Annotated in this window: 20 protein-coding genes and 8 pseudogenes; 15 read left to right on the top strand and 13 right to left on the bottom strand. The window is 67.8% G+C overall.

Features of this window, described 5'->3' with window-relative positions; translation table 11 throughout:
• The first annotated feature begins 127 nt into the window (after window positions 1–127).
• Together OG611_RS26985 and OG611_RS26980 are read left to right on the top strand one after the other, a co-directional pair.
• Complete coding sequence (locus tag OG611_RS26985; protein WP_323180239.1) at window positions 128–610, top strand: winged helix-turn-helix domain-containing protein; 483 nt, start codon at window positions 128–130, stop codon at window positions 608–610.
• A 52-nt stretch (window positions 611–662) separates the two neighbouring features.
• Window positions 663–1205: a transposase gene (locus OG611_RS26980; protein ID WP_266424921.1), complete on the top strand. Its 543-nt coding sequence runs from the start codon at window positions 663–665 to the stop codon at window positions 1203–1205.
• 41 nt (window positions 1206–1246) lie between these two features.
• Here the strand turns inward: OG611_RS26980 and OG611_RS26975 are convergent, their stop codons facing one another.
• The 3 genes and pseudogenes from OG611_RS26975 to OG611_RS26965 all read right to left on the bottom strand — a co-directional run.
• Window positions 1247–2482 carry an IS701 family transposase gene (locus OG611_RS26975; RefSeq protein WP_266426260.1) on the bottom strand — a complete coding sequence of 412 codons (1236 nt, stop codon included), beginning with the start codon at window positions 2480–2482 and terminating at the stop codon, window positions 1247–1249.
• A 135-nt stretch (window positions 2483–2617) separates the two neighbouring features.
• On the bottom strand, window positions 2618–3169 hold the full coding sequence (locus OG611_RS26970) for a hypothetical protein (protein WP_266424918.1): 552 nt from the start codon (window positions 3167–3169) through the stop codon (window positions 2618–2620).
• A 257-nt stretch (window positions 3170–3426) separates the two neighbouring features.
• A pseudogene (locus OG611_RS26965) lies at window positions 3427–3558 on the bottom strand (DinB family protein); the annotation flags it as partial.
• A 149-nt stretch (window positions 3559–3707) separates the two neighbouring features.
• On the opposite strand from OG611_RS26965, the gene OG611_RS26960 reads away from it, so the two are divergent.
• Entirely contained in the window at window positions 3708–4859 is a 1152-nt protein-coding gene (locus OG611_RS26960) for an ISAs1 family transposase (protein WP_266424915.1), read from the top strand.
• Between the two features lie 669 nt (window positions 4860–5528).
• Here OG611_RS26960 and OG611_RS26955 read toward each other — a convergent pair.
• Window positions 5529–5951: pseudogene (locus OG611_RS26955) on the bottom strand (DinB family protein); the annotation flags it as partial.
• A 282-nt stretch (window positions 5952–6233) separates the two neighbouring features.
• On the opposite strand from OG611_RS26955, the pseudogene OG611_RS26950 reads away from it, so the two are divergent.
• Together OG611_RS26950 and OG611_RS26945 are read left to right on the top strand one after the other, a co-directional pair.
• A pseudogene (locus tag OG611_RS26950) lies at window positions 6234–7184 on the top strand (ISAzo13 family transposase); the annotation flags it as partial.
• Between the two features lie 69 nt (window positions 7185–7253).
• On the top strand, window positions 7254–8612 hold the full coding sequence (locus OG611_RS26945) for an IS4 family transposase (protein WP_266424674.1): 1359 nt from the start codon (window positions 7254–7256) through the stop codon (window positions 8610–8612).
• A 68-nt stretch (window positions 8613–8680) separates the two neighbouring features.
• Here OG611_RS26945 and OG611_RS26940 read toward each other — a convergent pair whose 3' ends face one another.
• On the bottom strand, window positions 8681–8935 hold the full coding sequence (locus OG611_RS26940) for a DUF5372 family protein (protein ID WP_266424912.1): 255 nt from the start codon (window positions 8933–8935) through the stop codon (window positions 8681–8683).
• Between the two features lie 32 nt (window positions 8936–8967).
• Between OG611_RS26940 and OG611_RS26935 the strand changes: the two genes are divergently transcribed.
• From OG611_RS26935 to OG611_RS26920, 4 genes are all read left to right on the top strand, one after another.
• Window positions 8968–9909 (top strand): Mu transposase C-terminal domain-containing protein, encoded by a 942-nt coding sequence (locus OG611_RS26935; protein ID WP_266424909.1) that lies wholly within the window; start codon window positions 8968–8970, stop codon window positions 9907–9909.
• An 80-nt stretch (window positions 9910–9989) separates the two neighbouring features.
• Window positions 9990–11078, top strand: coding sequence for a TniB family NTP-binding protein (locus OG611_RS26930; RefSeq protein ID WP_266424906.1), 1089 nt, complete (start codon window positions 9990–9992; stop codon window positions 11076–11078).
• A 168-nt stretch (window positions 11079–11246) separates the two neighbouring features.
• The gene (locus OG611_RS26925) at window positions 11247–11963 is read left to right on the top strand and encodes a helicase associated domain-containing protein (protein WP_266424903.1); all 717 of its coding nucleotides are present in this window, start codon (window positions 11247–11249) and stop codon (window positions 11961–11963) included.
• 178 nt (window positions 11964–12141) lie between these two features.
• Window positions 12142–12516, top strand: coding sequence for a hypothetical protein (locus tag OG611_RS26920; protein WP_266424901.1), 375 nt, complete (start codon window positions 12142–12144; stop codon window positions 12514–12516).
• 4 nt (window positions 12517–12520) lie between these two features.
• On the opposite strand, the gene OG611_RS40930 is transcribed toward OG611_RS26920, so the two are convergent.
• Entirely contained in the window at window positions 12521–12607 is an 87-nt protein-coding gene (locus OG611_RS40930; RefSeq protein ID WP_353962571.1) for a hypothetical protein, read from the bottom strand.
• A 218-nt stretch (window positions 12608–12825) separates the two neighbouring features.
• On the opposite strand from OG611_RS40930, the pseudogene OG611_RS26910 reads away from it, so the two are divergent.
• Window positions 12826–13247: pseudogene (locus OG611_RS26910) on the top strand (IS6 family transposase); the annotation flags it as partial.
• A gap of 95 nt (window positions 13248–13342) precedes the next feature.
• Here the strand turns inward: OG611_RS26910 and OG611_RS26905 are convergent.
• The 4 genes from OG611_RS26905 to OG611_RS26890 form a co-directional block, all read right to left on the bottom strand.
• The gene (locus OG611_RS26905; RefSeq protein WP_266424895.1) at window positions 13343–13540 is read right to left on the bottom strand and encodes a DUF4158 domain-containing protein; all 198 of its coding nucleotides are present in this window, start codon (window positions 13538–13540) and stop codon (window positions 13343–13345) included.
• A 398-nt stretch (window positions 13541–13938) separates the two neighbouring features.
• A complete protein-coding gene (locus tag OG611_RS26900) occupies window positions 13939–15051 on the bottom strand; it encodes a hypothetical protein (protein WP_266424893.1) in 1113 nt (370 codons plus the stop codon).
• The gene (locus tag OG611_RS26895; protein ID WP_266424890.1) at window positions 15048–16244 is read right to left on the bottom strand and encodes an MFS transporter; all 1197 of its coding nucleotides are present in this window, start codon (window positions 16242–16244) and stop codon (window positions 15048–15050) included. Before OG611_RS26895 ends, OG611_RS26900 begins: the two co-directional genes overlap by 4 nt.
• Window positions 16245–16300: 56 nt before the next feature.
• Window positions 16301–17038 carry a FadR/GntR family transcriptional regulator gene (locus tag OG611_RS26890; RefSeq protein ID WP_266424888.1) on the bottom strand — a complete coding sequence of 246 codons (738 nt, stop codon included), beginning with the start codon at window positions 17036–17038 and terminating at the stop codon, window positions 16301–16303.
• Between the two features lie 600 nt (window positions 17039–17638).
• Here OG611_RS26890 and OG611_RS26885 point away from each other — a divergent pair.
• The 3 genes and pseudogenes from OG611_RS26885 to OG611_RS26875 all read left to right on the top strand — a co-directional run.
• Window positions 17639–18354 (top strand): annotated as a pseudogene (locus OG611_RS26885) (IS6 family transposase).
• Window positions 18355–19048: 694 nt separating this feature from the next.
• Window positions 19049–20056 carry a zinc-binding dehydrogenase gene (locus OG611_RS26880; RefSeq protein WP_266424886.1) on the top strand — a complete coding sequence of 336 codons (1008 nt, stop codon included), beginning with the start codon at window positions 19049–19051 and terminating at the stop codon, window positions 20054–20056.
• Window positions 20057–20117: 61 nt separating this feature from the next.
• A pseudogene (locus OG611_RS26875) lies at window positions 20118–20435 on the top strand (IS30 family transposase); the annotation flags it as partial.
• On the opposite strand, the gene OG611_RS26870 reads toward OG611_RS26875, so the two are convergent.
• From OG611_RS26870 to OG611_RS26860, 3 genes and pseudogenes are all read right to left on the bottom strand, one after another.
• Window positions 20424–20717 (bottom strand): transposase, encoded by a 294-nt coding sequence (locus OG611_RS26870; RefSeq protein ID WP_266424883.1) that lies wholly within the window; start codon window positions 20715–20717, stop codon window positions 20424–20426. The pseudogene OG611_RS26875 and the gene OG611_RS26870 overlap by 12 nt on opposite strands.
• Before the next feature lie 67 nt (window positions 20718–20784).
• Window positions 20785–21248 (bottom strand): annotated as a pseudogene (locus OG611_RS26865) (chloramphenicol phosphotransferase CPT family protein); the annotation flags it as partial.
• Window positions 21249–21574: 326 nt separating this feature from the next.
• Window positions 21575–22072 carry a hypothetical protein gene (locus tag OG611_RS26860; RefSeq protein WP_266424880.1) on the bottom strand — a complete coding sequence of 166 codons (498 nt, stop codon included), beginning with the start codon at window positions 22070–22072 and terminating at the stop codon, window positions 21575–21577.
• A 943-nt stretch (window positions 22073–23015) separates the two neighbouring features.
• On the opposite strand from OG611_RS26860, the pseudogene OG611_RS26855 reads away from it, so the two are divergent.
• Together OG611_RS26855 and OG611_RS26850 are read left to right on the top strand one after the other, a co-directional pair.
• Window positions 23016–23511 (top strand): annotated as a pseudogene (locus OG611_RS26855) (protein kinase); the annotation flags it as partial.
• A gap of 61 nt (window positions 23512–23572) precedes the next feature.
• Window positions 23573–24298 (top strand): IS6 family transposase, encoded by a 726-nt coding sequence (locus tag OG611_RS26850; RefSeq protein WP_266424877.1) that lies wholly within the window; start codon window positions 23573–23575, stop codon window positions 24296–24298.
• Window positions 24299–24429 lie beyond the last annotated feature (131 nt).

The raw sequence follows: 24429 nt of genomic DNA, 5'->3' as shown, positions 1-24429 counted from the left end.
GCGGCCTTGGTGATGTTCATGGAAGCTTCGCCAACTTCGAACATGCAGTTACTGATTTCGGCGTTTCGGGGTCTGGATTTGCGTCGGGAGGGGTGACGCGGTCCGTCCGGGCTGGTACGCCGGAGGCATGCGGTATCCGGACGGGGGCGGGCTGACCGCCGAGCAGCGCAGGCGCCGGGAAGAGGTACGGATGCGGGCCGTTGACCTCTTCGATGAGGGCGTGGAAGTCCCGTGCATCGCCCGGGAGTTATGGGTGAGTGAGAAGTCGGTCTACCAGTGGCGCCGTACCTGGAGGACGGGCGGACGCGAGGCGCTGCGTTCCAGAGGCCCCTGCGGCTACGACTGTCGGCTCGGCCCACACCTGCATACCAGGCTCGCGATGTGGCTTGATGAGGGGCCGGCCGCGCACGGCTGGGCGGACGACCAGGTGTGGACCGCCGCGCGGGTACGCACGCTGATCGGGCGGAAGTTCCACCTCTCCTACAGCGTCTCCGGGGTCGCTCGGCTGCTGCACCGCATGGGCTGCAGCGTGCAGATGCCTGCCCGGCCCGCCGCCGAACGCGACGAGGACGCGATCACCGTATGGCGCAGGCGACCTGGCGGGAGGTAAAATCCGCCGGGCGGCGACCGGCGCGTTCATCTGCTTCGAGGACGAAGCGGGCGTGACCGGTCGGCCGCCCAAGGGCCGCACCTGGGGCCGGCGCGGCATCACCCCGAGGGTCAAGGTGTCCGGCCGGAGCCGGGGACGTCTCTCGGTGGCCGCTCTGCTGTGCTTCCGGCCGGGCCTGCCCGCCCGTCTGTGCTACCGGCTGCGTCGGCATACCGGCCGCAAGGGCGAGCGTCGCTCGCTGGGCGAGGCGGACTGCATACGCCTGTTGGATGGCGCCCACCAACTGCTCAACGCCCCGCTGATCGTGGTGTGGGACCGGCTGAACACCCACATCTCCAAGACGATGAAGGCACTCGTTGCCGAGCGGGACCGGCTGACGGTGGTCCTGCTGCCCGGGTATGCGCCCGACCTCAACCCGGTCGAGGGCCTGTGGGCGCACATCAAGCGAAGCCTGGCCAACCTGACCGCCCGCACCCTCAGCGAGCTGGAGACTCTGCTCCGCAGGCGGCTCAAAGCGCTGCAGTACCGGCACGGCATCCTCGGCGGATTCCTCGCCGGGACGGGCCTCGCTCTCGACAGACCGGACAGACCCTAACACGCCGAAGTCAGTAGTACTCCAGCTGTAGATCGCGATCTTCATGCTTGAGTGGGTTGTCGGTGGTAGTGGCTGGTCTGTGATCGGGCCTGGTGGCGGCGTCGCCAATGGGACCAAACGAGCCGGTGGGCTGTGTCGTGCACGAGCCGGACGACGAGCGTGTTGAACAGGTGCTGGATTTCGTTGCAGGTGAGCGGTATCAGCTCGTCCGGGCCGGGGTGGCGGACGTGTTCGCCGGCGCGGACGACGGCGAGGAAGGCATGGGCGAGCATCGCGAGGGTGACCCAGCGGTGCCAGGACGTCCAGCGTCTGACCTGGTGTTCGTCCAGTCCGGCCAGGCCCTTGCCGGACTGGAAGGTCTCCTCGACCGTCCATCTGCGTCCGGCGACCTGCACCAGGGCGGACAGCGGCACCTGGGTGGCTGAGTAGCAACGGTAGAAGGCGAGTTCGCCGGTGCGCCGGTTGCGGCGGACCAGCAGCTGGTGGTGGCCGGGCTGGTCGTCGGTGATGTCGGCCAGGGCCCAGTCGTAGAAGCGGTGGCCTTTGGCTCCGGTGCCGGCGGAGAGTTTCTGCCAGTCCCGCCTCGGTAGCCTCTTGACCAGAGTGTCGGCGCGGAGCATGCCCGCGCGGGTGGTGATCTGGTGGTCACGGGCGACGGCGAGGACGTAGCCAACCTGCCGTTTCTCCAGTGCGGTCCGCAGGTGCGGGTTGCCTCCGTAGACCTCGTCGCCGGCTACCCAGGACGCGGGGACGCCGGCGTCCAGGGCGCGGCCGATCACGCGGGCAGCGAGTGCGGGCTTGGTGGCAAAGCCGACGGTGTCGGGGATCCCGGCGGCCCGGCAGCGGACCGTGTCCTCGGTCCAGGAACGCGGGACATACAGTTCGCGGTCGATCGCCGCGTGTCCGCGCCGGGTGGAATAGGCGAGGTAGACGGCGACCTGGCTGTTCTCGATGCGGCCGGCGGTCCCGGTGTACTGACGCTGCACGCCGACCGTGTTCGTGCCCTTCTTAAGGTCACCGGTCTCGTCGACGACCAGCACCGCCGCGGTGTCGTGCAGGTGCTCGACGACGAAGCCGCGGATGTCGTCGCGGACCGCATCGGCGTCCCACTTGGCCCGCGACAGCAGGTGCTGCAGGCCGTACGGGTTCGCGTCCCCGGCGTGCTCGGCAAGCGTCCAGCAGTTCTTGCGCGGCAGCTCCGACAGCAGCCCGAGCACGAACGCCCGCGCCCGGCGCCGTGGTTCCACCCGGGCAAACCGCCCCGCGATACGGCCCATCAGGACCTCGAACGTCTCCTGCCAGCGGGCAGGATCTACGCTGTGACCTGCGGCCACCGTCTGATCTTCTGTCTTCACACACCGATGATCAACGGTGGCCGCATCCGTTCCCGGACCAGCCCACAAGCGCGATCATTAGCAGCGAGCGGCATGCTTCCCGGCCCAGCCGGTGGCGGTCACAACCTCGCGCGCGATGTCCACGACAGGCCGTCCGTCTGTCACCACCCGCACGGTCCCCGCGCAGGCCCGCTGGTCCAGAAGCCGTGCCTTACGGACACCGCCTTCCAGCTCCTGCTCCAGCTCCGAGCCGAGTTCCCGGCCGACCAGCCGCTCGCCGGCGGTGACGTCGGAAGCGGTGAGCAAGACCCGCGTGATACGCACCTTCGCCCCCATGGCACGCTCGAACATACCGGTCGCGTCAGGCAGCACACTCGCGGTGTTCGTGTAGATCAGACGGCAGTAGCCGAGCCGGGTGAAGTTCTCCCACACGGCCGTCAGATTCCTCTCCGTGATCTCCGAACGGTGCGGGTCCCCCTCTGGTGCCGGATGCACCTGCCCCATGAAGTCACCATCGATGACCGCATGGGAGACCGCCACGGCGCGCAGCAACGCCGAAACCTCCCACCCCACCGTCGTCTTGCCGACACCGGCCCGCCCACCGATGAGCAGTACTTCCGCGTGATCCATGGAAGCAGCCTGCCAGTTGACGACCGCCTCAGGCGATCCGATATCGATCCATCCCCATGACCACATCCCCGACCAGCAAGATCGCGATCTACAGCTGGAGTATTAGAAGGCCCTGTCGTGGCGCTCGCCCGGGATGCCAGGGCCTTCTACCTGCGCAGAACGGCGGTTAAAGATCGTGAGGCCTCTCGGCGGCAGCAGCCATGGAGCGTCACGAAGTCCACGTAAGTTTCCGAAGCTCGATCGCCGGTTACCGAAAGTCATATTCGGTGCGGTACGGCTCCGTCCTGCCAGCGGTAGAGGTCGCGCAGCAGGGAAATCTCGGCGCCGTGATGGACCAGCTCCCTGTTGACGTGCAGGACGATGCCCTCCATGGGAAACCGCTCGGGACCCACCGCAGGGGCGTTTCAAAGTCCCGGTGATCACATGACTCTCCAGGCCAGAGCGGCCTGGAGAGTCCGGGGCGGCCCGTCACGTATGCATCGAAGCTCCAGTTGAACGAGGTGACCTTCCCAAGTCGCCTTGCACCGCTGGAGCTTCGATGTGCTGTCAGTCTGCCACCGTCTGTCTCGTCAAGTCGCCCGCTCTGGAGGATGTAGCAAAGCTCTCGCTGGCAGAACGTTTGCGGGTGCTGCCCGATCCGCGTCGGCGACGCGGTGTGCGTCACCCGTTCGTGGCGGTGTTGCTGGTTGCCGCCTCGGCGGTGGTCGCCGGCGCGCGCTCGTATGCGGCGATCGGCCAGTGGTCTGCGAATGCTCCGCAGCAGGCCCTGGCCCGGCTGGGCGCTCGGGTGGCGGGCGCGTTGGGGCTGCGCATCGGGCCCAGTGCGTCAACGATCCGACGGGTCGTCAACCTGGTCTGTCCCGGCGGTCTGGCCGAGCTGACCGGCGCTGATCCCGGTGGTGCGGACCCGGTGGCCGTGGATGGCAAGGCCGCCCGCGGTTCCCGGCACGGCACATCGCCCGCCGCCCACCTGCTGGCCGCGATGACCGCAGATGGTCGGACCGTCACCCAACTGCGGGTCCCCGACAAGACCAATGAGATCACCTGCTTCGCGGCTCTGCTGGCTCGCCACGACCTGGCCGGGGTCACCGTCACCGCTGACGCCCTGCACACCCAGCGCGCCCACGCGCGCTTCCTGGTGGAGGAGAAGAAGGCCCACTACCTGCTCGTGGTCAAGGCCAACCAACCTGAGTTGCACCGCCGACTGCGGTCACTGCCGTGGAAGGACGTCACCGCCCGCCGCTACGACCGCGAGATCGGCCACGGCCGGCGGGAGACCCGCGTGACCAGGGCTCTCACCGTCACCGGTCTCGGCCTGGACTTCCCCCACGCCGTCCAAGCCGTACGCATCCTGCGACACCGCACCGACCTCAAATCCGGCACAGTCAGCCGCCAGACCGTCTACGCGATCACCGACTTGAGTTCGCAAGAAGCCTCACCCCAGCGACTGGGCCAGCTCGCCAGGTCACAGTGGATCATCGAGAACCGGCTGCACTTCGTCCGCGACAGCACCTTCGGCGAGGACGCCTCGAGGATCCACATCGGCCACGGACCCGAGAACATGGCGACCCTCCGCAACTTGGCGATCAACACGCTGCGGCAGCACGGATACCGCAACATCGCTGCCGGCCTCCGCCACGCCTCCTACGAACCCTTCACCCGCCCGCTCGACCTCTTGGGTATCGCCTGACCAGCCAGTCTGCCTGATCACCGGGACTACAGCTCTGCCATCCTGCCCGATCGCATCGCGCACGGCCCTCCAGCCTGCAAGGCAAGCATCGAAGCCCACTGCGACTTCCCGGACCTCCTTGGTCGCGTAGTCGCACCACAGCAGGCGGGCGCCGGCTGCGCCCGAGCGCACGAGATAGGCATCCTCAGCATCGAAGAGCTCGGTAGCCTCGGGCAACGCGAAGTAGCTGCGCGGATTGGCGTCGGCTGCGGCGAACGCCGGCCGCAGGCCTTCGCTGTGCCATGCGTGCAAGTCGGCGAACAGCGTTGCGACGCCCATGCCGGCCGCGGCGTGCAACACCGGCTGCAACGCCAGCTTCTTCAGCATGTCGTCGATCGCGCCCTGAACCAGCCCGACGACCGCCCAGGCGTCCGGATCGCCGATCTCGCCGGGCGGCGCGGTTACACGAATCCCGCAGAAGCGATGCGCGCCGTCGCTCGACGTCTCGGCGGTCCAGCGCCACGCGAGGGAAACGACTTGCTCGGTCATGAACCACAGGGTATCTGCACGACTTGATCGGTCACCGGCACTGAACCGGGGCTTCGTTGTGTACGGACCGGGCACATCATGCCTCGTCATACCGCCGTGACCAGCACCTTCACCAGCTCACCCGGACTTTGAAATCACCCTGGGACCCACCGTGGGCGGATTCTCCAGGTCAGCGTCCGAGAGCTCGCGGACCCCCGCGTTCCATCTCCCATACATCTCATCGAGCTGTTTTAGCGCCTCGTCAGCGGTCCCCGCGTAGGCGAATGTCTGGGAGTCGACGTCCTGGCCGCCGAAGTGCCATCCGACCCGATAGCCCAGGCACGAGACGATGATGTGCGCCAGCCGCCAGGCAATCGTGGTCACCGGGTCAGGGGCCGCCTCCATCGTCCACTTCCCCGAACCTGCCGACATCGATGCGGCCGACGTGCCACGTGGGCGGATGCTCCAGCAGCCGCGCACCGGCTCCCAGAAGTACTCCTCGTCGGTAAGACCGTCCAGCCGTGGCCGCAGGTTCTTGCGCCAGTACCAGTCCAACTGCTCCGCGAGCCGCTCGCTTCTTGTCATTGCCGCACACTACAGACCCGTCGAGCAGAGTCATCGTCGCCGTCTGCGGTCATCCTCCACTGTCACAAACCCGCAGGCAGTCATCTCTAACTGGCACAGAAGTCAATTGATCGGCCTTCGCTGGCAATCGGTCAACACCCACTGACACAGGTCATCAGGACCCAGCACGGGGCCTGACCTGCTTGATCTTCTCAGCACCAACTCAGCGGGTAGGAAGTGAAAGCCCGGGGGCTCGTCGGGAATCTACGGGTTGCTTCCGGGACTTGGGCTCGTTGATGTGGTATGGGACGTTTTGATGAGTTGATCGGTCCGTTGCGGGCGAAGTTCGAAGCGGTGGTTCCGCATCTGAACGAGCGACAGTGCCGGTTGCTGTACGGCGCGGAGGCTCGGCAGCTCGGACACGGCGGGATCGCCGCGGTCGCCGCGGCGGCCGGGGTCTCGAAGGGCTGTGTCAGCCGGGGACTGGCCGACCTGGAGGAGGACGCCGAGCCGGACGGCCGGGTACGCCGCCCCGGCGGGGGCCGCCCGGCCGCGGCGAAGAAGGACCCGGGGCTGCGCGCCGCGCTGCTGGCCCTGGTCGAGGACAGCACGCAGGGCGATCCGATAGGACCGCTGACGTGGACCACGAAATCGCTGCGCAACCTGGCCGGCGAGCTGGCCGCCCGGGGACACGCGGCGGGACGGGACACGATCGCCGCGCTGCTGAAGGAGGCCGGGTTCAGCCTGCGCGGCAACGCCAGGGTCCTGGCGGGCAGTACCCACCCTGACCGCGACGCCCAGTTCCGCCACCTCAACACCGTGGTGAGCCGGTTCCTGGACGCCGGGGACCCGGTGATCAGCGTGGACACGAAGAAGAAGGAGCAGATCGGGCTGTTCGCGCAAGGCGGGCGGGAATGGGCCGGGCCGGGCGCCCCGGTCAAGGTCCTCGACCACGACTTCCCCTCCCAGGCGACCGGCACGGCGATCCCCTACGGCATCTACGACGTGGGGCGCAACACCGGCTTCGTCGTGGTGGGCACCGACCACGACACCGCCGCGTTCGCGGTCGCCGCCCTGCGCCGCTGGTGGAACGAGGAAGGCAGCACCGCATATCCGGGCGCGAAGCGGCTGCTGATCACCGCCGACGGCGGCGGCTCCAACAGCACCCGTGCCAAAGCGTGGAAGGCCAACCTCGCGGTTCTGGCCACCGAGTCCGGCCTTCAGATCAGCGTGTGCCACCTACCACCGGGAACACAATGCCGTTGCTTGAGCAGGGCAAGTAGTTCGAGGTGACGTTGAGGGCACGGGGTCGTTGGACCCGGCATGCATCCGTGGGTGGGGATATCCGATCATGTGCGACTGGGGGTAGTGACCCGTTGGGTGACGCCGGAGCTCGTCGGTGGAGTGCTGGAGAAATGCGGGGTCCGCGATAAGAAATCCGGCGCCCTGCCGGCCGGGTTCATGGTCTACTTCACGCTCGCCCTGGCTCTGTTCCAGCAGGACTCCTATGACGACGTGGCGGAGCAACTGGTCGGCAGCGACCCGGAGTTGAGCGAGAGCATTCCCAACAAGTCTTCGTTCACGCGGGCGCGCAGGCGTCTGGGACCGCGGGTCTTGGAGACGTTGTTCCGCGAGCTGGCTGGCCCGCTGGCTCCCGTCGGTTTGAAGAGCGCCTTCTATCGCGGGATGCGGCTGGCCGCAGTGGACGGGTTCGTGCTGGACGTGCCGGATACGACGGCCAATCGGGCCGCGTTCGGCGGGCCGGTCAAGAACGGCCAGCCCGCGGGTTTCCCGCAGGCGCGGGTCGTGACGCTGACCGAGTGCGGCACGCATGCGCAGATCGACGCGGCGGTGGGCGGGTTCAACGGCGGCGAGCCGGAGCTGGCGATCAAAATGGCCGACTCAGCCGCCGGGATGCTGGTCATCATGGACCGGGGCTTTCCCGGGGTTGCGTTATGGAAGGCATACACCGGGGCCGGGGCCCATCTGTTGATCCGGGCGCGCTCGAGCGTCGCGGCTCGCCCGGTCGAGCACCTGCCCGACGGGACCTACCTGGCAAGGATGAACCTGGCCGGGCAGAAAGGCGCGCATCCCGGCGGAGTGCTGGTCCGCGTGATCGAGTACCGCGTCGACAGCGGCGAGGTGGTCAGGCTGTTGACCGATCTGGTGGACCCGATTGCTTATCCGGCGGCGGAGTTGGCGGGGATCTACCACTCGAGGTGGGAGGCGGAGTCGGCATTCCGGCAGATCAAGACCTTCCAGCGTGGGCCGGCCGAGGTCCTGCGTTCAGGCGACCCGGATCTGGTGCGCCAGGAGGTCTGGGCACATCTGGTCGTACACCACTGCCTCACCCAGATCATCATCGCTCTGGCCGACGACAACAGGATCGATCCGGACCGGGTCTCCTTCGTCAAGGTCCTCAAGCACGCACGGCGCAGCGTGGTCCGCCAGTGCACGGACACGCCCACGAAGATCAAAGAGTTCTTGGTGGTGCTGGCGGCGAAGGTTCACCGGAAGCTCGACAACGGCGCCAGGCGCCTGCGGGAGGCGGACCGGCATCTGAAGCGCCCGGACTCGAAGTACTCCTCGAAGCTCTCCTACCGGATCAACACCCGCGACCGGCGGCCGACACGACGGGTCACAGCCAAAGTCATCACGCTGCACCCCGCGATAGTTCAGTAGTCAAGCAACGGCATTGCGTCCCCGGCGGGAAGTGACAGATCGTCATCTCCAGTCCGGTCTCGCCGGCATCATCCTCCCGACGCCCGTACGCGGAGAGCGTCGATCAGTCCGGCCACGGACAGGAGGTCCTCCACCCGGAACGGGCACCGGCCCGCTGCCATCCTGACGAATGGATCGACCGGGTCGATATTCGTCCAGGCCGCAGGCAGCGACGCCAACTGGCCGTTCTCGTCCTGGAAGGCGACCCGGTCCTCGTCCCAGGTCCGGCGCCGGTCAACGAAGGTGAACTCCTGCCCGGACCAGGGATGGAAGGGATGCGTCACCCTCACAACTCCGGGCTGACCGTACTGATCGGGTGCAGTGGACGACTCGTGACAAGGGCATCGTCGAGCGGACCTTCGGATCGATCAATACCTTGTTCTGCCAGCACCTGCCCGGCTACACCGGATCCGACGTCACCCGCCGCGGCCAAGACGTGGCACGCGAAGCCTGTTACAGCGTCGCCCAGCTGCAGGACCTGCTCGACGAATGGCTCGTGCACTACCACCACCGCCCGCACCAGGGGCTGCGGCATCCCATGCTGCCAAAGGTCGCACTGTCCCCGAACGAGATGTGGGCGGCCCTGGTCGCCGTCGCCGGATACGTGCCCGTGCCGTTGACCGGCAGTGACTATCTGGAGCTGCTGCCAGTGCGGTGGCAGGCCATCACCGAGCACGGCATCCGTCTCCACCACCGCACCTACGACCACGACCTCCTCGGCCCGCACCGGGGGCAGCCCTCCAACGTGGCGGCCCGCGGTGGGAAATGGGAAGTCCATGCCAACCCGCACGACGTCCGCCAGATCTGGGTGCGCCTTCCCGGGCTGGGCCTCATCGAGATCCCGTGGATCCACCGGGAACACGCCCACCAGCCGTTCAACGACCGCACCTGGCAGTACCTGCGCACCGCCACCGCCCACCGTGCAGGCGCGGACGCCGAGCGTGCCGAAGCCGACCTCGCCGAAGCCCTCGATCAGCTGATGCGCAGGGCCCTTGCAGGACAGGCCACCGCCCAGGAGCAGCACCTCCTCGCCCGCACCACCACCATCCGCACTCCCCCGCCACCCCACTCCCGGCCCGGGGTTCAGGCGCAGGAACTGGACTCGGTGGCCACGGGCGTGGGAGAGGACAGCCTCGACGTCCTCGATAGGGACGGAGAAGACACCACCGAGGGCGAAGACCAGGCGGTGGACGGCCCGGCCGTGCCGGTGGCCGGGTACGGGCTCTACGACGCCCAGGAGGAGGCCCTCAAGTGGTGAACCGGCATGCCTCGGACACAGCCGGCAGCGTCGTCGCGAGCACGGCGGGCGTGAGTGGACGGGGCGAACGCGAGGACGGTATGCCTGCCGATGATGCCGGCGGGGCATGGCCGGTGACGACCTGGCAGGGCTGGCAGCACTTCGCGACCACCCCTCCCCCGCAGCCGCCAGCCTCCGGGGAACCGGAACGGAGCGTGGAGGAACGCCTCGCCTATCACTCCGCGTTCGTCACCGTCCGCACCCCCGCCATCGACACCCTCACCACGAACGTGCGGACCCTGATGATCCTGGGACGGCACCAGCAGACCACCGCCCGGCCCTCGTTGATCGTCACCGGGCCGGCGGCGGCCGGGAAGACCACCGCGCTGCTCCACGTCGGGCGTGCCTGCCACCTCGCCCACACCCACAGCCAGCCGGCACCGGCCGGGACCACGCATGCCGCGGTGCCGGTCGCGTACGTGCTGGTCCCGCCCGGGGCGACAGCGAAAGGCCTCGCGGCCGAGTTCGCCCGCTACCTCGGCATCCCCGTCACCGCCCGCATGACCCAGGCCCAGATCACCGACGCCGTCTGCCACACCTACAACCATGCGTGCGTACGTCTGGTACTCATCGACGAGATCCACCGGCTCAACCCCCGCACCACCACCGGCGCGGAAACCACCGACCTGCTCAAAGACCTCACCGAACGCATCGGTGCGACCTTCGTGTACGCGGGCATCGACGTCACCACCACCGCGTTGTTCAGCGGTGTGCGCGGGGCCCAGCTCGCCGGGCGGGCTTCCCTCGTGGAATGCGGGGCGTTCCCGGCACGGCACGGCACACGCGAACCCTTCAGAGAACTGATCGCGGGCGTAGAAACCGCACTCGATCTCCGCGCGCACCGGGCCGGGACACTCCCCCGCCACACCGCCTACCTCCACCAAAGGACCGCAGGAAGAATCGGGAGCCTCACCCAGCTGATCCGCCAAGCCGCGATCACGAGCATCCTCGACGGCAGCGAACGGATCACCAAACAAAGCCTCGAACAGGTCCGTATCGATCACCTCGCCGAAACCCACCACCGCCCCGCCATGAACGGATCCCGCGCACCCCGCCGGTTGCCCCTCTTCTTTTCTGCCCAGCGGTCGACGCAGAAGGCTGTGACCAGGGAAAACACACCTGGGCCTTGAGGAGTTGACGCTATCTGAGGAACGCCAAGGTGATCTCAACGAAGAAGAGACATCCCCAGACCAGCAGGCCTACGCCCTCGCGAACCCGCGCTCACACGGTCTCAACCAATCCCGGATACCCCCAGCACACACCCCTCCCCGTACCTCAACTACACCCCACGAAACGACATGACGGCTGCCCGTGCCTGGGCGGCCGTGCACGGGCACCCTCTTCCTCCCTCGACCGCGGTATGGGACGGATACCCGGTCGGGACCTGGACCAAGAACCAGCGATACGCCGCCCGGGCAGCGGAACAGAACGCGCAGCGGCGACAGGCCCGCCTCCCCGTCCCCACCAGTGCGGGCGCGCTGACCGAGGCACGGCGCGCAGCATTGGAGGAGATCGATCCGGGGTGGTGCCCGGTATGGGACACGGGGTGGCAACGCTGCTTCCGCCTCACCCAGAACCTCCTCCAGAACAGCGGGACCCTGCCGGTAGCGGCCGGCAAAGTGATCGTGCAAGGAGAAGACCTCGGAAGGTGGGTCACGGCGCAGCGGCACGGGTGGGAACAACTCCTTCCCGCACAGCAATGGCTCCTGGAAAACGTCCTCGGAATCGAACCCGCCGAGGAAGCAGAGCGGCCGGTAAAACGGACACAGGACGACATGTGGGCACTCAACCTCACGGCCGCACGGCAGTTCCATGGCCGTGAGGGGCACTTGCGGGTACCTCGCAAGCACGCCGAGCACTTGGAGATGGAAGAGGGCCCGGGAGGTCGTCAGGGCGGCGCTGAAGGGGTCGTGGTGGTCAAGCTCGGCATGTGGCTCGACAACGTCCGCAAACGGGCCGGGAATCTCACCGAGCAACGCCGGGCCGACCTCGACCAGCTCGGCATGCGCTGGTAGGACGCGGGCGGTAGTCGGGCGGGGGCTATGTGCCTGATCCGAGGCGGCTGAAGGACGAACGGAACGCAAGCGGGGTGGCCCAACCGACGCGTCCCGGCACACTATTCGAGTGACCTTTCGATTGATGCCCGGCACCGGGCTCGTCCTCCCAGCGAACGCAGGCGTCCTGCGATTCGGCATGACCGAGCATGCGGCGCAGTGGACGGCGTCAACTCTGGCGGACATCCGCGCCGGCGGGTGGATGTGCGGAGCGCACTGGACCTTCTTCTTCGTTCACTGCGACATCGTGGTCACGGCCTATGCCTGCACGGCTTGTGCCGATCAGATCATGGGGCACTTGATCGTCGAGCGGACCGAGCGCGTCCCGGTCCGGGCCGCCGACGTTCCGGTCGCCTTCGGCGACTTCGACCTCTTCGGCTACCCCATCCATGAACTGACCGAGGTCCTCGACCCGTCGGACCGCAAACTCCTACTGTCCGCAGACGTCAACCCTCAGAGCACGCACTACCTGTCCGCTGTACGCCTCGACGCCTGTGAAAGCGACCGCCGCTAGGTCGTCAGCTCGGGCTCTGGGTCCGGCGACGGCGCACGATGAAGAGCATGCCCGCGCCCGTGGCCACCGCTGCGGCAGCCGCGCCCGTGATCGGCAGCGTCGAGGAGCCGGTTTCTGCCAGGGTGCCGCCGTTCGTCGTGGTCCCGTCGTCGCCGGCCGTCGACGACCCGCCGGCCGAGCCGCCCGAGACATTGGCCGAGCCGCCCGTCGAGCCAGTCGGCTCCCCACCCGTGACGTCCAGCAGGCACTGTCACGTTGGCTGACCAGGTGGGATGATCTTCGGGGTGATCATGGTGGAGGGGGTTGTCCGTGGGTAGTACGCCGCCGTCGCACAAGGGGCACCGGTACCCGGTCGAGGTGATCTCCCACTGCGTGTGGCTGTACTTCCGCTTCCCGTTGTCATTCCGTGAGGTGGAGGAGCTGATGCTGCAGCGCGGCATCATCGTGTCCTACGAGACGATCCGCCGCTGGTGTCTGAAGTTCGGGCAGCCCTACGCCAACGCGCTGCGCCGCCGATGTTCCCGCCCCGGCGACAAATGGCATCTTGACGAGGTCTTCATCACGATCAACGGCGAGCAGAAGTACCTCTGGCGCGCGGTCGACCAGGACGGCAACGTGCTGGACATCCTCGTCCAGAACCGGCGCAACAAGGCTGCGGCCAGGCGCTTCTTCCGTCGGCTCCTCAAGGAATCGGGGCCGTGCCGAGGGTGATCGTCACGGACAAGCTCCGGGGCCGCACCGTAGCCAGCCCCTGAGCAGGCCCGGAGGCATTTCACCGAACCCCAGCAGCAAAGTGGATCACTGTGCTAGCTGACCATGATCGTTCTCACCGATAACCGCTGTACCGATGTTCCCCGAGGCCGGACTTCAACAGCACCAGCAGCGCGAGCTGGTGCCCGTCGGAGCCCGTCCGGGCCACCGCCCACTCCACCTCCTCCCGGCTCGGCGAGAAGAACAGGTGCAGCTCACGCGCGGTGATCAGCCGCTTGAACCGCGGATACGCGGTCCGCTCGATCGACGTCATCCCGAAGCTCTACAACCCGAAGCCGACGCGAGCGACGCCCGCCCGCGCGGGCATACTCACACCCCAGACCCCTGGCCAAGATCGAAAACTCCATATCCACGACGGGCGACCCCGGACAGTGGTAGACGCTGACCGGGACGGCGGTGGGGCCGGTCAGGACTCCAAGATCACGTCATGGCCCCTTTTGCACGTACCTTGGCTGGACCCCCGAAAGGCCGGTGCGGCGGACGTCAGACGGCCGCCGGGCGGGGCCGGGGGCCGGGCCATCTACTGCTGAGGCCGAGTGACGTGGTGGTGCGCCTGTGAAGAATGCCGGCATGTGCCCCGGCACGTCGCACCATGTGGTGTGGGCGGCCCCGGCGCGTGGTCTGGCCGGCCGGGGCTGCCCATGGTTGTGGTCAGCGGCTGTAGCGGGGCGGCAGGACGAGGCGGGGATTGGGGTTGAGAAGGACGTCGGCGGGGCCGAACTTCCCAGCCAGCTCCTGAATGTCAGGGTCGTCGAGGAGCAGGAGGTAGCCGTTGTCGACGAAGGGTTGGCCGTCGAGGGTGATGGTGGGCTGGTCGAACTGGCAGTCGCAGTGGGCGTGTCCGGGGCCCGTGCGGTCGACCTCTCCCTGCGGGGTCAGGCCGTCAATGCCGAAGTAGAAGGCGCCGGCGTGCTTCTCGCGTTCGAACTGGGTCCCGCCTGCCGAGCGGACCTTGGGATTGAGCCCGATGAGAGCATGGCGCATGTAGTAGCCGTCCGGCGCGTAGCGCCGCAGCTCGGCGGCCGCGCTGCCGTGGATGGCGGTGACGCGGTTGTTCTCCAGTTCCAGTGTGGTCCGCTCGGCGGGGACGCCGGTGACAGTGGATTCCTCGATGACGACCACGCCGTCGGTCTGGTCGGGGTAGAAGTTGGCGCCTCCGTAGGGGAAGGGCCGCCACATGCCGGCGGTCAGGGGGGCGCTGGGGTGACCGGGGGTGGTGAAGGCGCGGAAGGTGACGTCGGTGCCCAGCGCGGTGGCGACCCGGATCTCCCGTGCCGCGGTGATCCGGGCGTACGCCTTGGTCTCCAGCGCGAAGTACAGCTCGAGCGGGAACCGGGCTCCGGTGGACAGGGCCGAGGCGGTGGCCGTCTGGTGCAGGGAGACGAACCGGGCCCGCTGCTTGGCGATCTCGTCGAAGAACAGCCGGGCGGTGTGCACCTCCCCCCACCAGGTCAGCGAGATCACCACGTCAGCGGCGGCGTGGGCGGCGGACGGCAGCGGTGAGGGCGTCGCGCGGTCCCACCCGCCGGCGCTGATCGACGGGATGGACAGCACGTGCACGTCGGCGTTGCGGTAGGCGGCCGCCGCTGCGACGGCCTGGATGACCACCGGGTCGGTGCCGTGTTCGGCCAGGACCAGCACCTGCTCTCCCGCCGTGACCGCGGCGTATTCCAGGAGGTTGTAGGCGCCGGGCATCAGCTCGGTGATCGACAGCGGTGCCGCGGTCGGCGTGTCCAGGTAGCTGAAGGGAGCGGTCATGGTCATGACGGTGAGTCTCCGATCCGTACGGAAGTGGGAAGTTGGGAGGTGGATTTCAGGAGCAGGTCGCGGCCGGCGCCGGCTCCGACGGCGCCCTGGGCGAGCGTCAGCACGACCAGGAGCAGGAGGGGGAGCGTCCATCCGCCGGTGAGGTCGTGCAGTGCGCCGAGGAGGAGCGGGCCGACCGCGGCCACCAGGTAGCCGACGGACTGGGCCATCGAGGCCAGCGCTGCCGCCTGCGAGGCGTCCGCAGCCCGCTGGCCCTGGAAGGCCAGGGCGAGGACCAGGCACGCTCCGCCGCCCAGGCCGGTGAGCACACTGGACACGACGGCCAACTGCGGGGCCACGGCCAGCAGCACGAAGCCCAGCGCGACGATCACCGAGGCAGCCGCCGCCAGGAACCTTTGGTCCCTCCATCGGCGGGCCAGGACGGGCAGTGCACTGCTGGAGACGAGACCGACGATCTGGAAGAGGAACAACTGCCACCCGGCGGCGGCCTCGCCCACTCCGTGATCGTGCACGATGCTGGGCAGCCAGGCGATCGTGGTGTAGAAGCCGAGGGACTGCAGCCCCATGAACACGCTGACCTGCCAGGCCAGCGGGGAACGCCAGGGGATGCGCTCTCGCACGGCGGGCGCTGCCCCCGCGGGGCCGGTGCGCCGGCAGCGCGGGAGCCAGACCCCGAAGGCCAGCACAGCGAGTACGGCCCAGACCCCCAGCGCAGTACGCCAGCCACCTGTCAGGTGGTCGGCCATGGGCACCGACACACCGGACGAGATCGCGGCCAGCAGACCCATCGCAGTGACATAGAGGCCGGTCACCTGCCCGATCCGGTCTTCCGGCACGGTGCTCTTGATGACGGAAGGCAGCAGTACGTTCCCGTAGGCGATCGCGGCCGCGACCACCACCGTTCCGGCGAACAGGAAGATCACGCCTGGCAGGGAGCGCACCAGGAGCCCGGCCGCCAGTACGGCCAGCGCGATGGCCAGGGAGCGCGGGGCGCCGTAGCGGTGTGCGGTCCGGCCGACCAGCGGCGATGTGGCGGCGAACGTGAGCAGCGGCAGGGTGCCGAGCAGCCCGGTCCAGGTGCCGGACAGGCCGGTCGATGCCTCGATCCCGGGAAGCAGCGGGCCCACACCGGTCAGCGCGGCACGCAGGTTCGCCGCGACGAGCACGACGCCCGCCAGCAGCCACACCATGGACCGCCCACCCGGCGCTGCCGCCCTCCCCCAGTCCGACACGTCGCGCGCGTCATTCACCCGCATGACGACCGGTCCCGTTCCACGGCACTGCGCTGCTGCGTGGTGGCATCCGCGGCCAGCCGGCCCGTCACCTGCACCAGCATGGACGCCGCGTAACGGGCGGCGACTGCGTCACCGGCACCGATCGCGTCGACGAGCGCGGCATGCCAGTGATCATGTTCGGCAGCGACATCGTCGTCCCACGGCAGCGCCGCCAGGAAGGCCGACAGGGCGCCGCCCAGGTGTTCGTACAGCTCCGCGAGCAGCTCGTTGCCGCCAGCCTGCACGACTGCCAGGTGAAAGGCCCCGTCGGCGGCCGCGACCTGCGCCATCGATCCCGAGCGGTTGCTCTCGCGAGCCGCCGCCAGCAGTTCCCGCAGCCGCACGGTATCGGTTTCCGACCGCCGCTCGGCGGCCAAGCCGGCGGCATGCTCCTCCAGCACCGCCCGCAGCTCCAGGACGTCCGCCGCACGCGTGGTGGCCGTGCGCCGCAGCAGCACCGCCTCCAACTCACTGGTCACCCGGACATAGGTGCCATCGCCGACCCGCGCCTCCAGCAGACCGAGGTGGACCAGTGCCCGCAGTGCTTCGCGAACGGTGTTCCGGCTCACCTGGAGCATCTCGGCCAGTTCCTGCTCACCCGGAATCCGGGTGCCCACCGGCCACCGCCCGGACGCCAGCTGCTCCCGCAACTGGTCAGCAACCTGTGCGGCCAGAGTCGACGCACGACGCGGCTGCCGCAACCCTTCCATCAGGACCTCCAAATGTTGGACATCTGAACATCTGGATTGAAGCATGCGAGGGATCAGTAAGGCCAGTGGCGTGCGATGAGCGCCACACTCACTGCTCCTACGTGCCACCAGATGCAGGGTGGAAACGACGCCGATCGAAGGGCAGGACCACGGTCCTGCCCAGCGAAGCCGCTTGCGGGACGGCGGCCGCCGTCCCGGCCTTGCTCACCATGCGCTCCGCTCGGGCGTGGCGTTCGGCTTCCTCCGTCACGCGGCTGAGGCAGGAAGCTGTACGAAATCGTCGGCATCATCAACTACTGAGGTTGATGGGGTACCCCGAATTCGCTGTCGGTGTACCAGCCGATTCGAGGTGCTGGAGGAAACGGCCCTGTCCCTGTCCCCTCACACGCGGGGCCGCCGCCATCGTCGCTGGGCCGGGAGGTGATGGGCTTCTCGCACTTGGCGCATAGCACGGCCGGTACGCCGTGGCGGCGCAGCAGATCAGCGAAGCCGCCTTGCCGAACCTCGTCGATGTGGTCATATATGCCCGACCAGGGCACTGTCACGTTGGCTGACCAGGTGGGATGATCTTCGGGGTGATCATGGTGGAGGGGGTTGTCCGTGGGTAGTACGCCGCCGTCGTACAAGGGGCACCGGTACCCGGTCGAGGTGATCTCCCACTGCGTGTGGCTGTACTTCCGCTTCCCGTTGTCATTCCGTGAGGTGGAGGAGCTGATGCTGCAGCGCGGCATCATCGTCTCCTACGAGACGATCCGCCGCTGGTGTCTGAAGTTCGGACAGGCCTATGCCAACGGACTGCGCCGCCGTCGCCCACGGCCCGGGGACAAGTGGCACCTGGAGAGGCCTTCATCAAGGTCAACCGCGAGCTGAAGTATCTGTGGCGGGCCATCGACCAGAATGACAACGTCCTCGACATCCTCGTCCGGAATCGGCGGGACAAGACCGCGGCAAGACGCTTCTTCCGCCGCCTGGTGGGGGCCCGTACGGTGCCGACGGTGGTCGTCACCGACACGCTCCGCTCCTACAGCGCGGCACACCGCGAGGTCATGCCCTCGGCGGAACACCGCTCCCACAAGGGCCTGAACAACCGGGCGGAGAACTCCCACCAGCCCACGCGGCAGCGTGAACGCGCGATGAAGGGATTCCGTTCCGTAGGCGAGGCCCAGCGGTTCCTGTCCGCGTTCAGCGGCATCTCGCCCCACTTCCGCCCTCACCGCCACCTGATGACAGCCTCCGACCACCGAGCCGAGATGACCGTCCGCTTCGCGATCTGGGACCAGATCACCCAAGCTGCCAGCCGGCCCACCACAGCCTGACCGCAAGCCCGAACCGCAAGCCCACCATGCCCCAACGCGCCGTCAGGCACCGACATGCTCAACAACTTGACAGCGCCGCTCGAACAGTTCCCACAACTGGTCCGGGACCAGACGTTCCACGATCGTCACGACCACAGACTACCGATCATGCCAAATGAGACGCCCTCTTAGGAGCGTGGTGGGGCGAGTTGGCGCCTGACCTGCCGGATGCCGACTTCGGCGGCTGCTGGCTGTGGCCTCCGTCAGCAGCCGCTGTTCCCCGTGAGTCCCCGCCCAATCTGGCGCGGTTGTGGCACGGGGCACTTCTGATCCGTAGCTCAGAGTAGATCGGTCATCTGAGGTCATCACGGTCGCGTCGGCCTCTTGGGGAGTCGACAGCAGCCATGCCGATGGCTGTGGTTGCTGTACTCCGCTGCTGTACGCAACCTGCCAAGACCTCGACGGCCTGCGTCGGCTCACTGATCGCTTCCGGTGAGAGTGCGGCGCCAGGGACCTCTCATATGGCCCAGAACCCGATCGGCCTATTCGGCTGTGCTGCTGGTTGCCCACCATGCGAGCGTGAACGGGGGCCTGCGTGAGCGCGGGCGGCTGATGCGCCTGGACGGTGCACTCAGCGGGCAGCACCTGCTGCTGCGGGACGTCGGCTGGTGTCCCCTCCCAAGCCCCGCACGTACCAGCGCGCAGGAGGAGAGCCATGAACCGGCGTGTCGTCTACACCCGTGGCGGATCGCCCGCCGATGTCCTGACCCTCATCGAGGAGCCGGAGCCGGCAGCGCCCGAGCGCGGCCAGGTCCTCGTCCGCACCACGGCCTTCCCAGTACACCCTGGAGATCTCCACCCCATCGAGACCTACCCAGGGGAAGCTGCGGATCCGGTGACGCCGGGCATCGAGGCCACCGGCGTGGTGGAGGCGATCGGCCCGGGCACGCGCGTGGCGCCGGGTGTCAAGGTCGGCGGCCGCGTGACGGTCTTCCCCCAGCCGGGATCCTGGTCCCAGTGGTTCGTGGCGGACGCCGAGGCGGTCGTCGCCGTACCAGACGAGTTGCCGGACGAGGTCTCCGCACAGATGCTGGCGAACCCGCTCACCGCGGTGATGCTGCGCCGTGAGGCGCAGGAGCACGTTGCCTTCGGCTACGACGGCTTTCTGGTGCAGACCGCCGCGGGCTCGTCGGTCGGGCGGCTGGTCACAGGCGTAGCCCAGTTCCACAACTTCGCGCTCATCAACGTCGTGCGCAGCGAGCGCGGCGTCGCCGAGTTGCGCAAGCGGTTCCCGGATGTGCCGGTCGTGGCGACGGAACATCCGGGCTGGGCCGACGAGGTCCGCAAGGCGGCCGGAGGTCGTCCGGTGAGCGTCGCCCTTGACCCGATCGGCGGGAAGATGGCGGGGAGCCTTGTGGACCTCCTGGCGCCGGGCGGGAAGCTGGTCAGTTACGGAATGATCGCCGAGGAGCCGATCTCGGTGCATGCATCGACGCTGGTGAGCAAGTCGCTGACGCTGCGAGGCAAGAACATCATCAGCGGGTGGCCGTCCGAGGCGTCCCCCGAGCGGCGGGCGTCCGACATCGCCACCGCGAAGCAGATCGCGCTGGCGCTCACGGAGCAGTTCGATGTGGCCGCCACATACGGCCTCGGCGAGCTGGCCGACGCCGTGGAGCACGCGGTACGGCCCGGCAAGGTCGGCATCGTCCTCGTCCGCCCCTGACAGCGGCGCAGCGTCGAAGACCAAGGACACCACCAGTGTGATCTCCGCGCTGAGTCATCAAGTCCGTTACCTGCCCGACGGGTTGATGACTTCACTGACCTGGGACCGGGGTACTGAGCTGGCCGACCACAAGCGGTTCACGATGGCCACCGACGTCAAGGTCTACTTCGCCGATCCGAAAAGCCCCTGGCAGCGGGGATCGAATGAGAACACTAACGGCCTGCTCCGCCAGTACTTTCCCAAGGGCACCGACCTGTCCGGATATACCCAGGCCGACCTGGATACCGTCGCGCTCAAGCTGAACACCCGCCCCCGGCAGACCCTCGGGTTCGAAACTCCCGCTGATAGGCTCGCGGCAGCTGTTGCATCAACCGGTTGACTCCGCCGCCGCTTTTCGCAGCACCCCGATCGTCTCGGCCCGCTCACGGTTCTGCCGCCGCAACCGACGCAGCTCTTCCCGCTCCGCGCTCGTCAGCTCGCCCGGCGCCCCCTGCCCGCGGTCGATCGTGTCCTGCTTGACCCAGTTCCGCAGTCCCTCGGCGCTGACCCCGATCTCCCGGGCCACCTCGGTGACCGTCTTGCCGGAAGACCGGACCAGCGCGACCGCGTCGCGCTTGAACTCCTCCGCATACCGCCTACGGCGGTTGCTCTTGCCTCCCACCTGCCACTACTTCCTCTGGAACCTCACGTCCCAGACTCCAGGTGTCCAACATCAAGAGGAAGCTTCACTGTGCGCATTCGCTCGGGCTTGCCGTGCTGGTGTCGCACTCCAGGTCGTAGTCGCCGTGAGCGTGGACCAGGTCGTATTGGTGGGCCGCGAGACCCGGCGGGCGGTCGCCCCGGCCAGTTCATCCAGCGGGCAGTGGACGCCGACAAACAGCACGTCCTCGGGTGGCAGCACCGTCAGGCAGTCGAGCAGTCGCCACGGCTCGCTCAGCACATGGTCGACCACGATGTCGTTGCCCACCTCGGCCATGGCCGCAATCGAGCGGTGGAAGCCCATCCTGGTCCCCCGCAGCGCGGCGTCGAGCTTCTCCGTCCCGAGCTCCCGCTTGCTGCGCATCGCGTTGAAGCTGTCGACTGCCAGGTGGAAGAAGACGCCGTCGTCGAGGATGTCCAGTAGCTCCCGGGCGATGCTCGACTTCCCTGAACTGGAGGTGCCATTGAGGAAGATGATCCGACCAGATGTCATATCGGCATGGTCACACGGCGCCGCTCCGGCTCCGTGTTGAGGAAATCTCCAGTGGATCTCGGCCCCTCGCCGGTGCCCTGACGGCTTCGAGTCAGCCGTCGGTATGTACGCGTGCCTTCTCACAGCCTCGCCGCCATGATCGCTCTCCCCTTGAACGATGGCCCACCCCCCATCGGCTACCGGGCCAGCCGCCCGCAGCGCGGCACTCACGGCCGAGAAGACCGAAGCGGCGAGGTTAGTAGCTGTCGATCCGGCGCGAGTCGCCCGTCCGGTGTGGGTGGCACGCCGGACGGGCGATGCGTTGGTCCTGCCGCGGTCGCGTTATGTCAGCGCGTGATGCTCGGCGAAGAGATCGAGAATCCGGCGTCCCTGACGTACAGGGTTACGTGGCACCTACCCTGACGCCCGACGGTGAAGATGTAGCTGTAGTCAGAACCATCCATCTTGAACGGGCCGAGGTCGCCGAACTTCTGACCGTTGTCACACTCCAGATTGAAGTCCCCTATATGGCCATGGAGGTCCACGGCCACGCTCACGTGGGCACGGTAGCCACCGTCGTCGTTGATACAGACCGCCGAGGTCGTGATGGGCAGGATCTCCGAGCAGTGCTCCACGCCGGCCGCGGATGCGGTGGGCGCAGTGAGCCCGGCCAGCATGGCGGCGCTTCCCACTACGGTGGCGATGGCGCCTGAAATTTTCCGCATTATTTCTACTTCCTTTTCGATCGCTTTGCTTTTCTGGTGCGACCGGAAAAGGGTGAGGTCGGTGCCGCGTACCCTCCTGAGATCGCGAATAATCTTAGGTAATTTCGGGGATCTGTCCATAGGGATGTGGCGGTCGGCATGCCTGCAGGAAATCGCTTAACGCAGCTGCGGCCCTGAGGGTTCGATGGAATTAATTAATTTGATGCCCCGATGACGGAAGGGTGCCGTTGGGCTGCGATGTGAGTGTCGCGTCCATGGCAGTGGGCAGCGCGTCTTGCTGGGGCGGCGCCGCGTCGGCTTGGACTGCACCGGGCCGACGCGCGTACCGGGCCGACGCGCGTACCGGGCCGACGTACGTGTCGGCCAGGGGGTTGCCGTCGAGCACGGCAGCTGAGCGACGTGAGCGGGCGGGTGTGCCCGGCGCACCTGGCGGTGGCCTAATTCACAGGCTCTTCCATTCTGGGTCAAATATGGCGAATCAATTCTTGAAGTTTCGCGCCAGCCCGCCGAACGGGCTGCATTCGGGTCACATTTGGTCACTTTCACGGGCTTTCTTGCCTGTTTGGGCGCTTTTTGTCGACCGCCCGTCCCTGCAGGAATTGGCTCTTCCCGTCGTGCGTACCGCCTTATCCGCTGATTGCTCGTGTCGTACATTGCAGCCGATTGCACACCGGTTTACTATTCCTGGTGTCGGACGTCTGGCGCCTGGGTTAACGCCGGGTGAACTTCTCGTTCTTGAAGAGTCGGTGTTTTCCCCGCCAAGCAGGTGCTCGGACCGGAGCTGGATCATCCGGGCTTTGATTTCTCGGTGCGCACCGACCCGCTCGTGAAAGCCCGAGGTTAGTACGGTCCGGGCGGCCGGACCGCGGCCGTCGTCGGACCCCCGCTTGTGACAGGACCGGGACAGACGCCCCGGCCAGGGCTCCATTACGCTGCCGCTCGAACCAGCGCGGGCCTCGACGGAGCGCCGGGTTCCGTACGGTGAGGGCGAGTTGTGCCGTGTCCTCGTACGAGGCAACTGCCCGCGTGGCGCAGGCACGACCAGCTAGGGGTGACAGTCGGCATGTCCCAACCGGACCATGGCCCGCGCGCGGTTCCGCACCTGGCCGGCACCCCGGGGTGGCCGGCCGAGCCACCGCCGGTCCGCCCGCTGGGATCCGGTCACCGCAGGCCCGTACAGGCTGGAGGGCCTGCTCGGTGCGGGTGGCATGGGCCGGGTCTACCTGGCGCGCACCCCGGCCGGCAGCGCGGTGGCGGTCAAGGTCGTGCACCGCGAGTACGCGGCCGACGCGTCGTTCCGTAAGCGGTTCGAGCAGGAGGTGTCCGCGGCTCGGCGGGTGCAGGGCCTCTACACAGTGCCGGTCGTCGACGCGGATCTGGGCGCCGACGAACCGTGGCTGGCCACGGCGTACGTCCCCGGGCCGGCTCTGCACGATGCGGTGGCCGCGCGGGGGCCGCTGGCGGTAGAGGCGGTGCTGGCGCTGACGGCGCAGGTGGCCGAGGCACTGCAGTCCATCCACGCGGCCGGGGTGATCCACCGCGATCTGAAGCCCTCCAACAGGCACTGTCACGTTGGCTGACCGGGTGGGATGATCTTCGGGGTGATCATGGTGGAGGGGGTTGTCCGTGGGTAGTACGCCGCCGTCGTACAAGGGGCACCGGTACCCGGTCGAGGTGATCTCCCACTGCGTGTGGCTGTACTTCCGCTTCCCGTTGTCATTCCGTGAGGTGGAGGAGCTGATGCTGCAGCGCGGCATCATCGTGTCCTACGAGACGGTCCGCCGGTGGTGTCTGAAGTTCGGGCAGCCCTACGCCAACGCGCTGCGCCGCCGATGTTCCCGCCCCGGCGACAAATGGCATCTTGACGAGGTCTTCATCACGATCAACGGCGAGCAGAAGTACCTCTGGCGCGCGGTCGACCAGGACGGCAACGTGCTGGACATCCTCGTCCAGAACCGGCGCAACAAGGCTGCGGCCAGGCGCTTCTTCCGTCGGCTCCTCAAAGGAATCGGGGCCGTGCCGAGGGTGATCGTCACGGACAAGCTCCGTTCCTACGGAGCGGCCCACCGCGAGGTGACGCCCTCGGTCGAGCACCGCTCCCACAAAGGCCTGAACAACCGGGCCGAGAACTCCCACCAGCCGACGAGGCAGCGCGAACGCGCCATGAAAAGCTTCCACAGCGTCGGAGGAGCTCAGAGATTCCTGTCCGCGTTCAGCGGCATCCCACCCCACTTCCGGCCACGCCGACACCGAAGGACCGCCCCCGACCACCGCACCGAGATGACCGTCCGCTTCGCGATCTGGGACCAGATCACCGGCGCCACCGCCCCGCCCACCGCATCATGACCCAGGCCCCCGCTCAACCCCCACACGCCCTGACGCGCCCTCAACCGATCAACACCCCACCAACGTGACAACGCCTTTCAGAGGGATACCCGCGCTGTTCTGCCAGCGGCAGAACACCAGCCGGACCGGGC

The organism is Streptomyces sp. NBC_01363 (assembly GCF_026340595.1).
In the GTDB taxonomy this organism is placed as follows: domain Bacteria; phylum Actinomycetota; class Actinomycetes; order Streptomycetales; family Streptomycetaceae; genus Streptomyces.
Note: the sequence above shows the minus strand (reverse complement) of the source record. Positions and strands in the feature narration are given on the sequence as shown.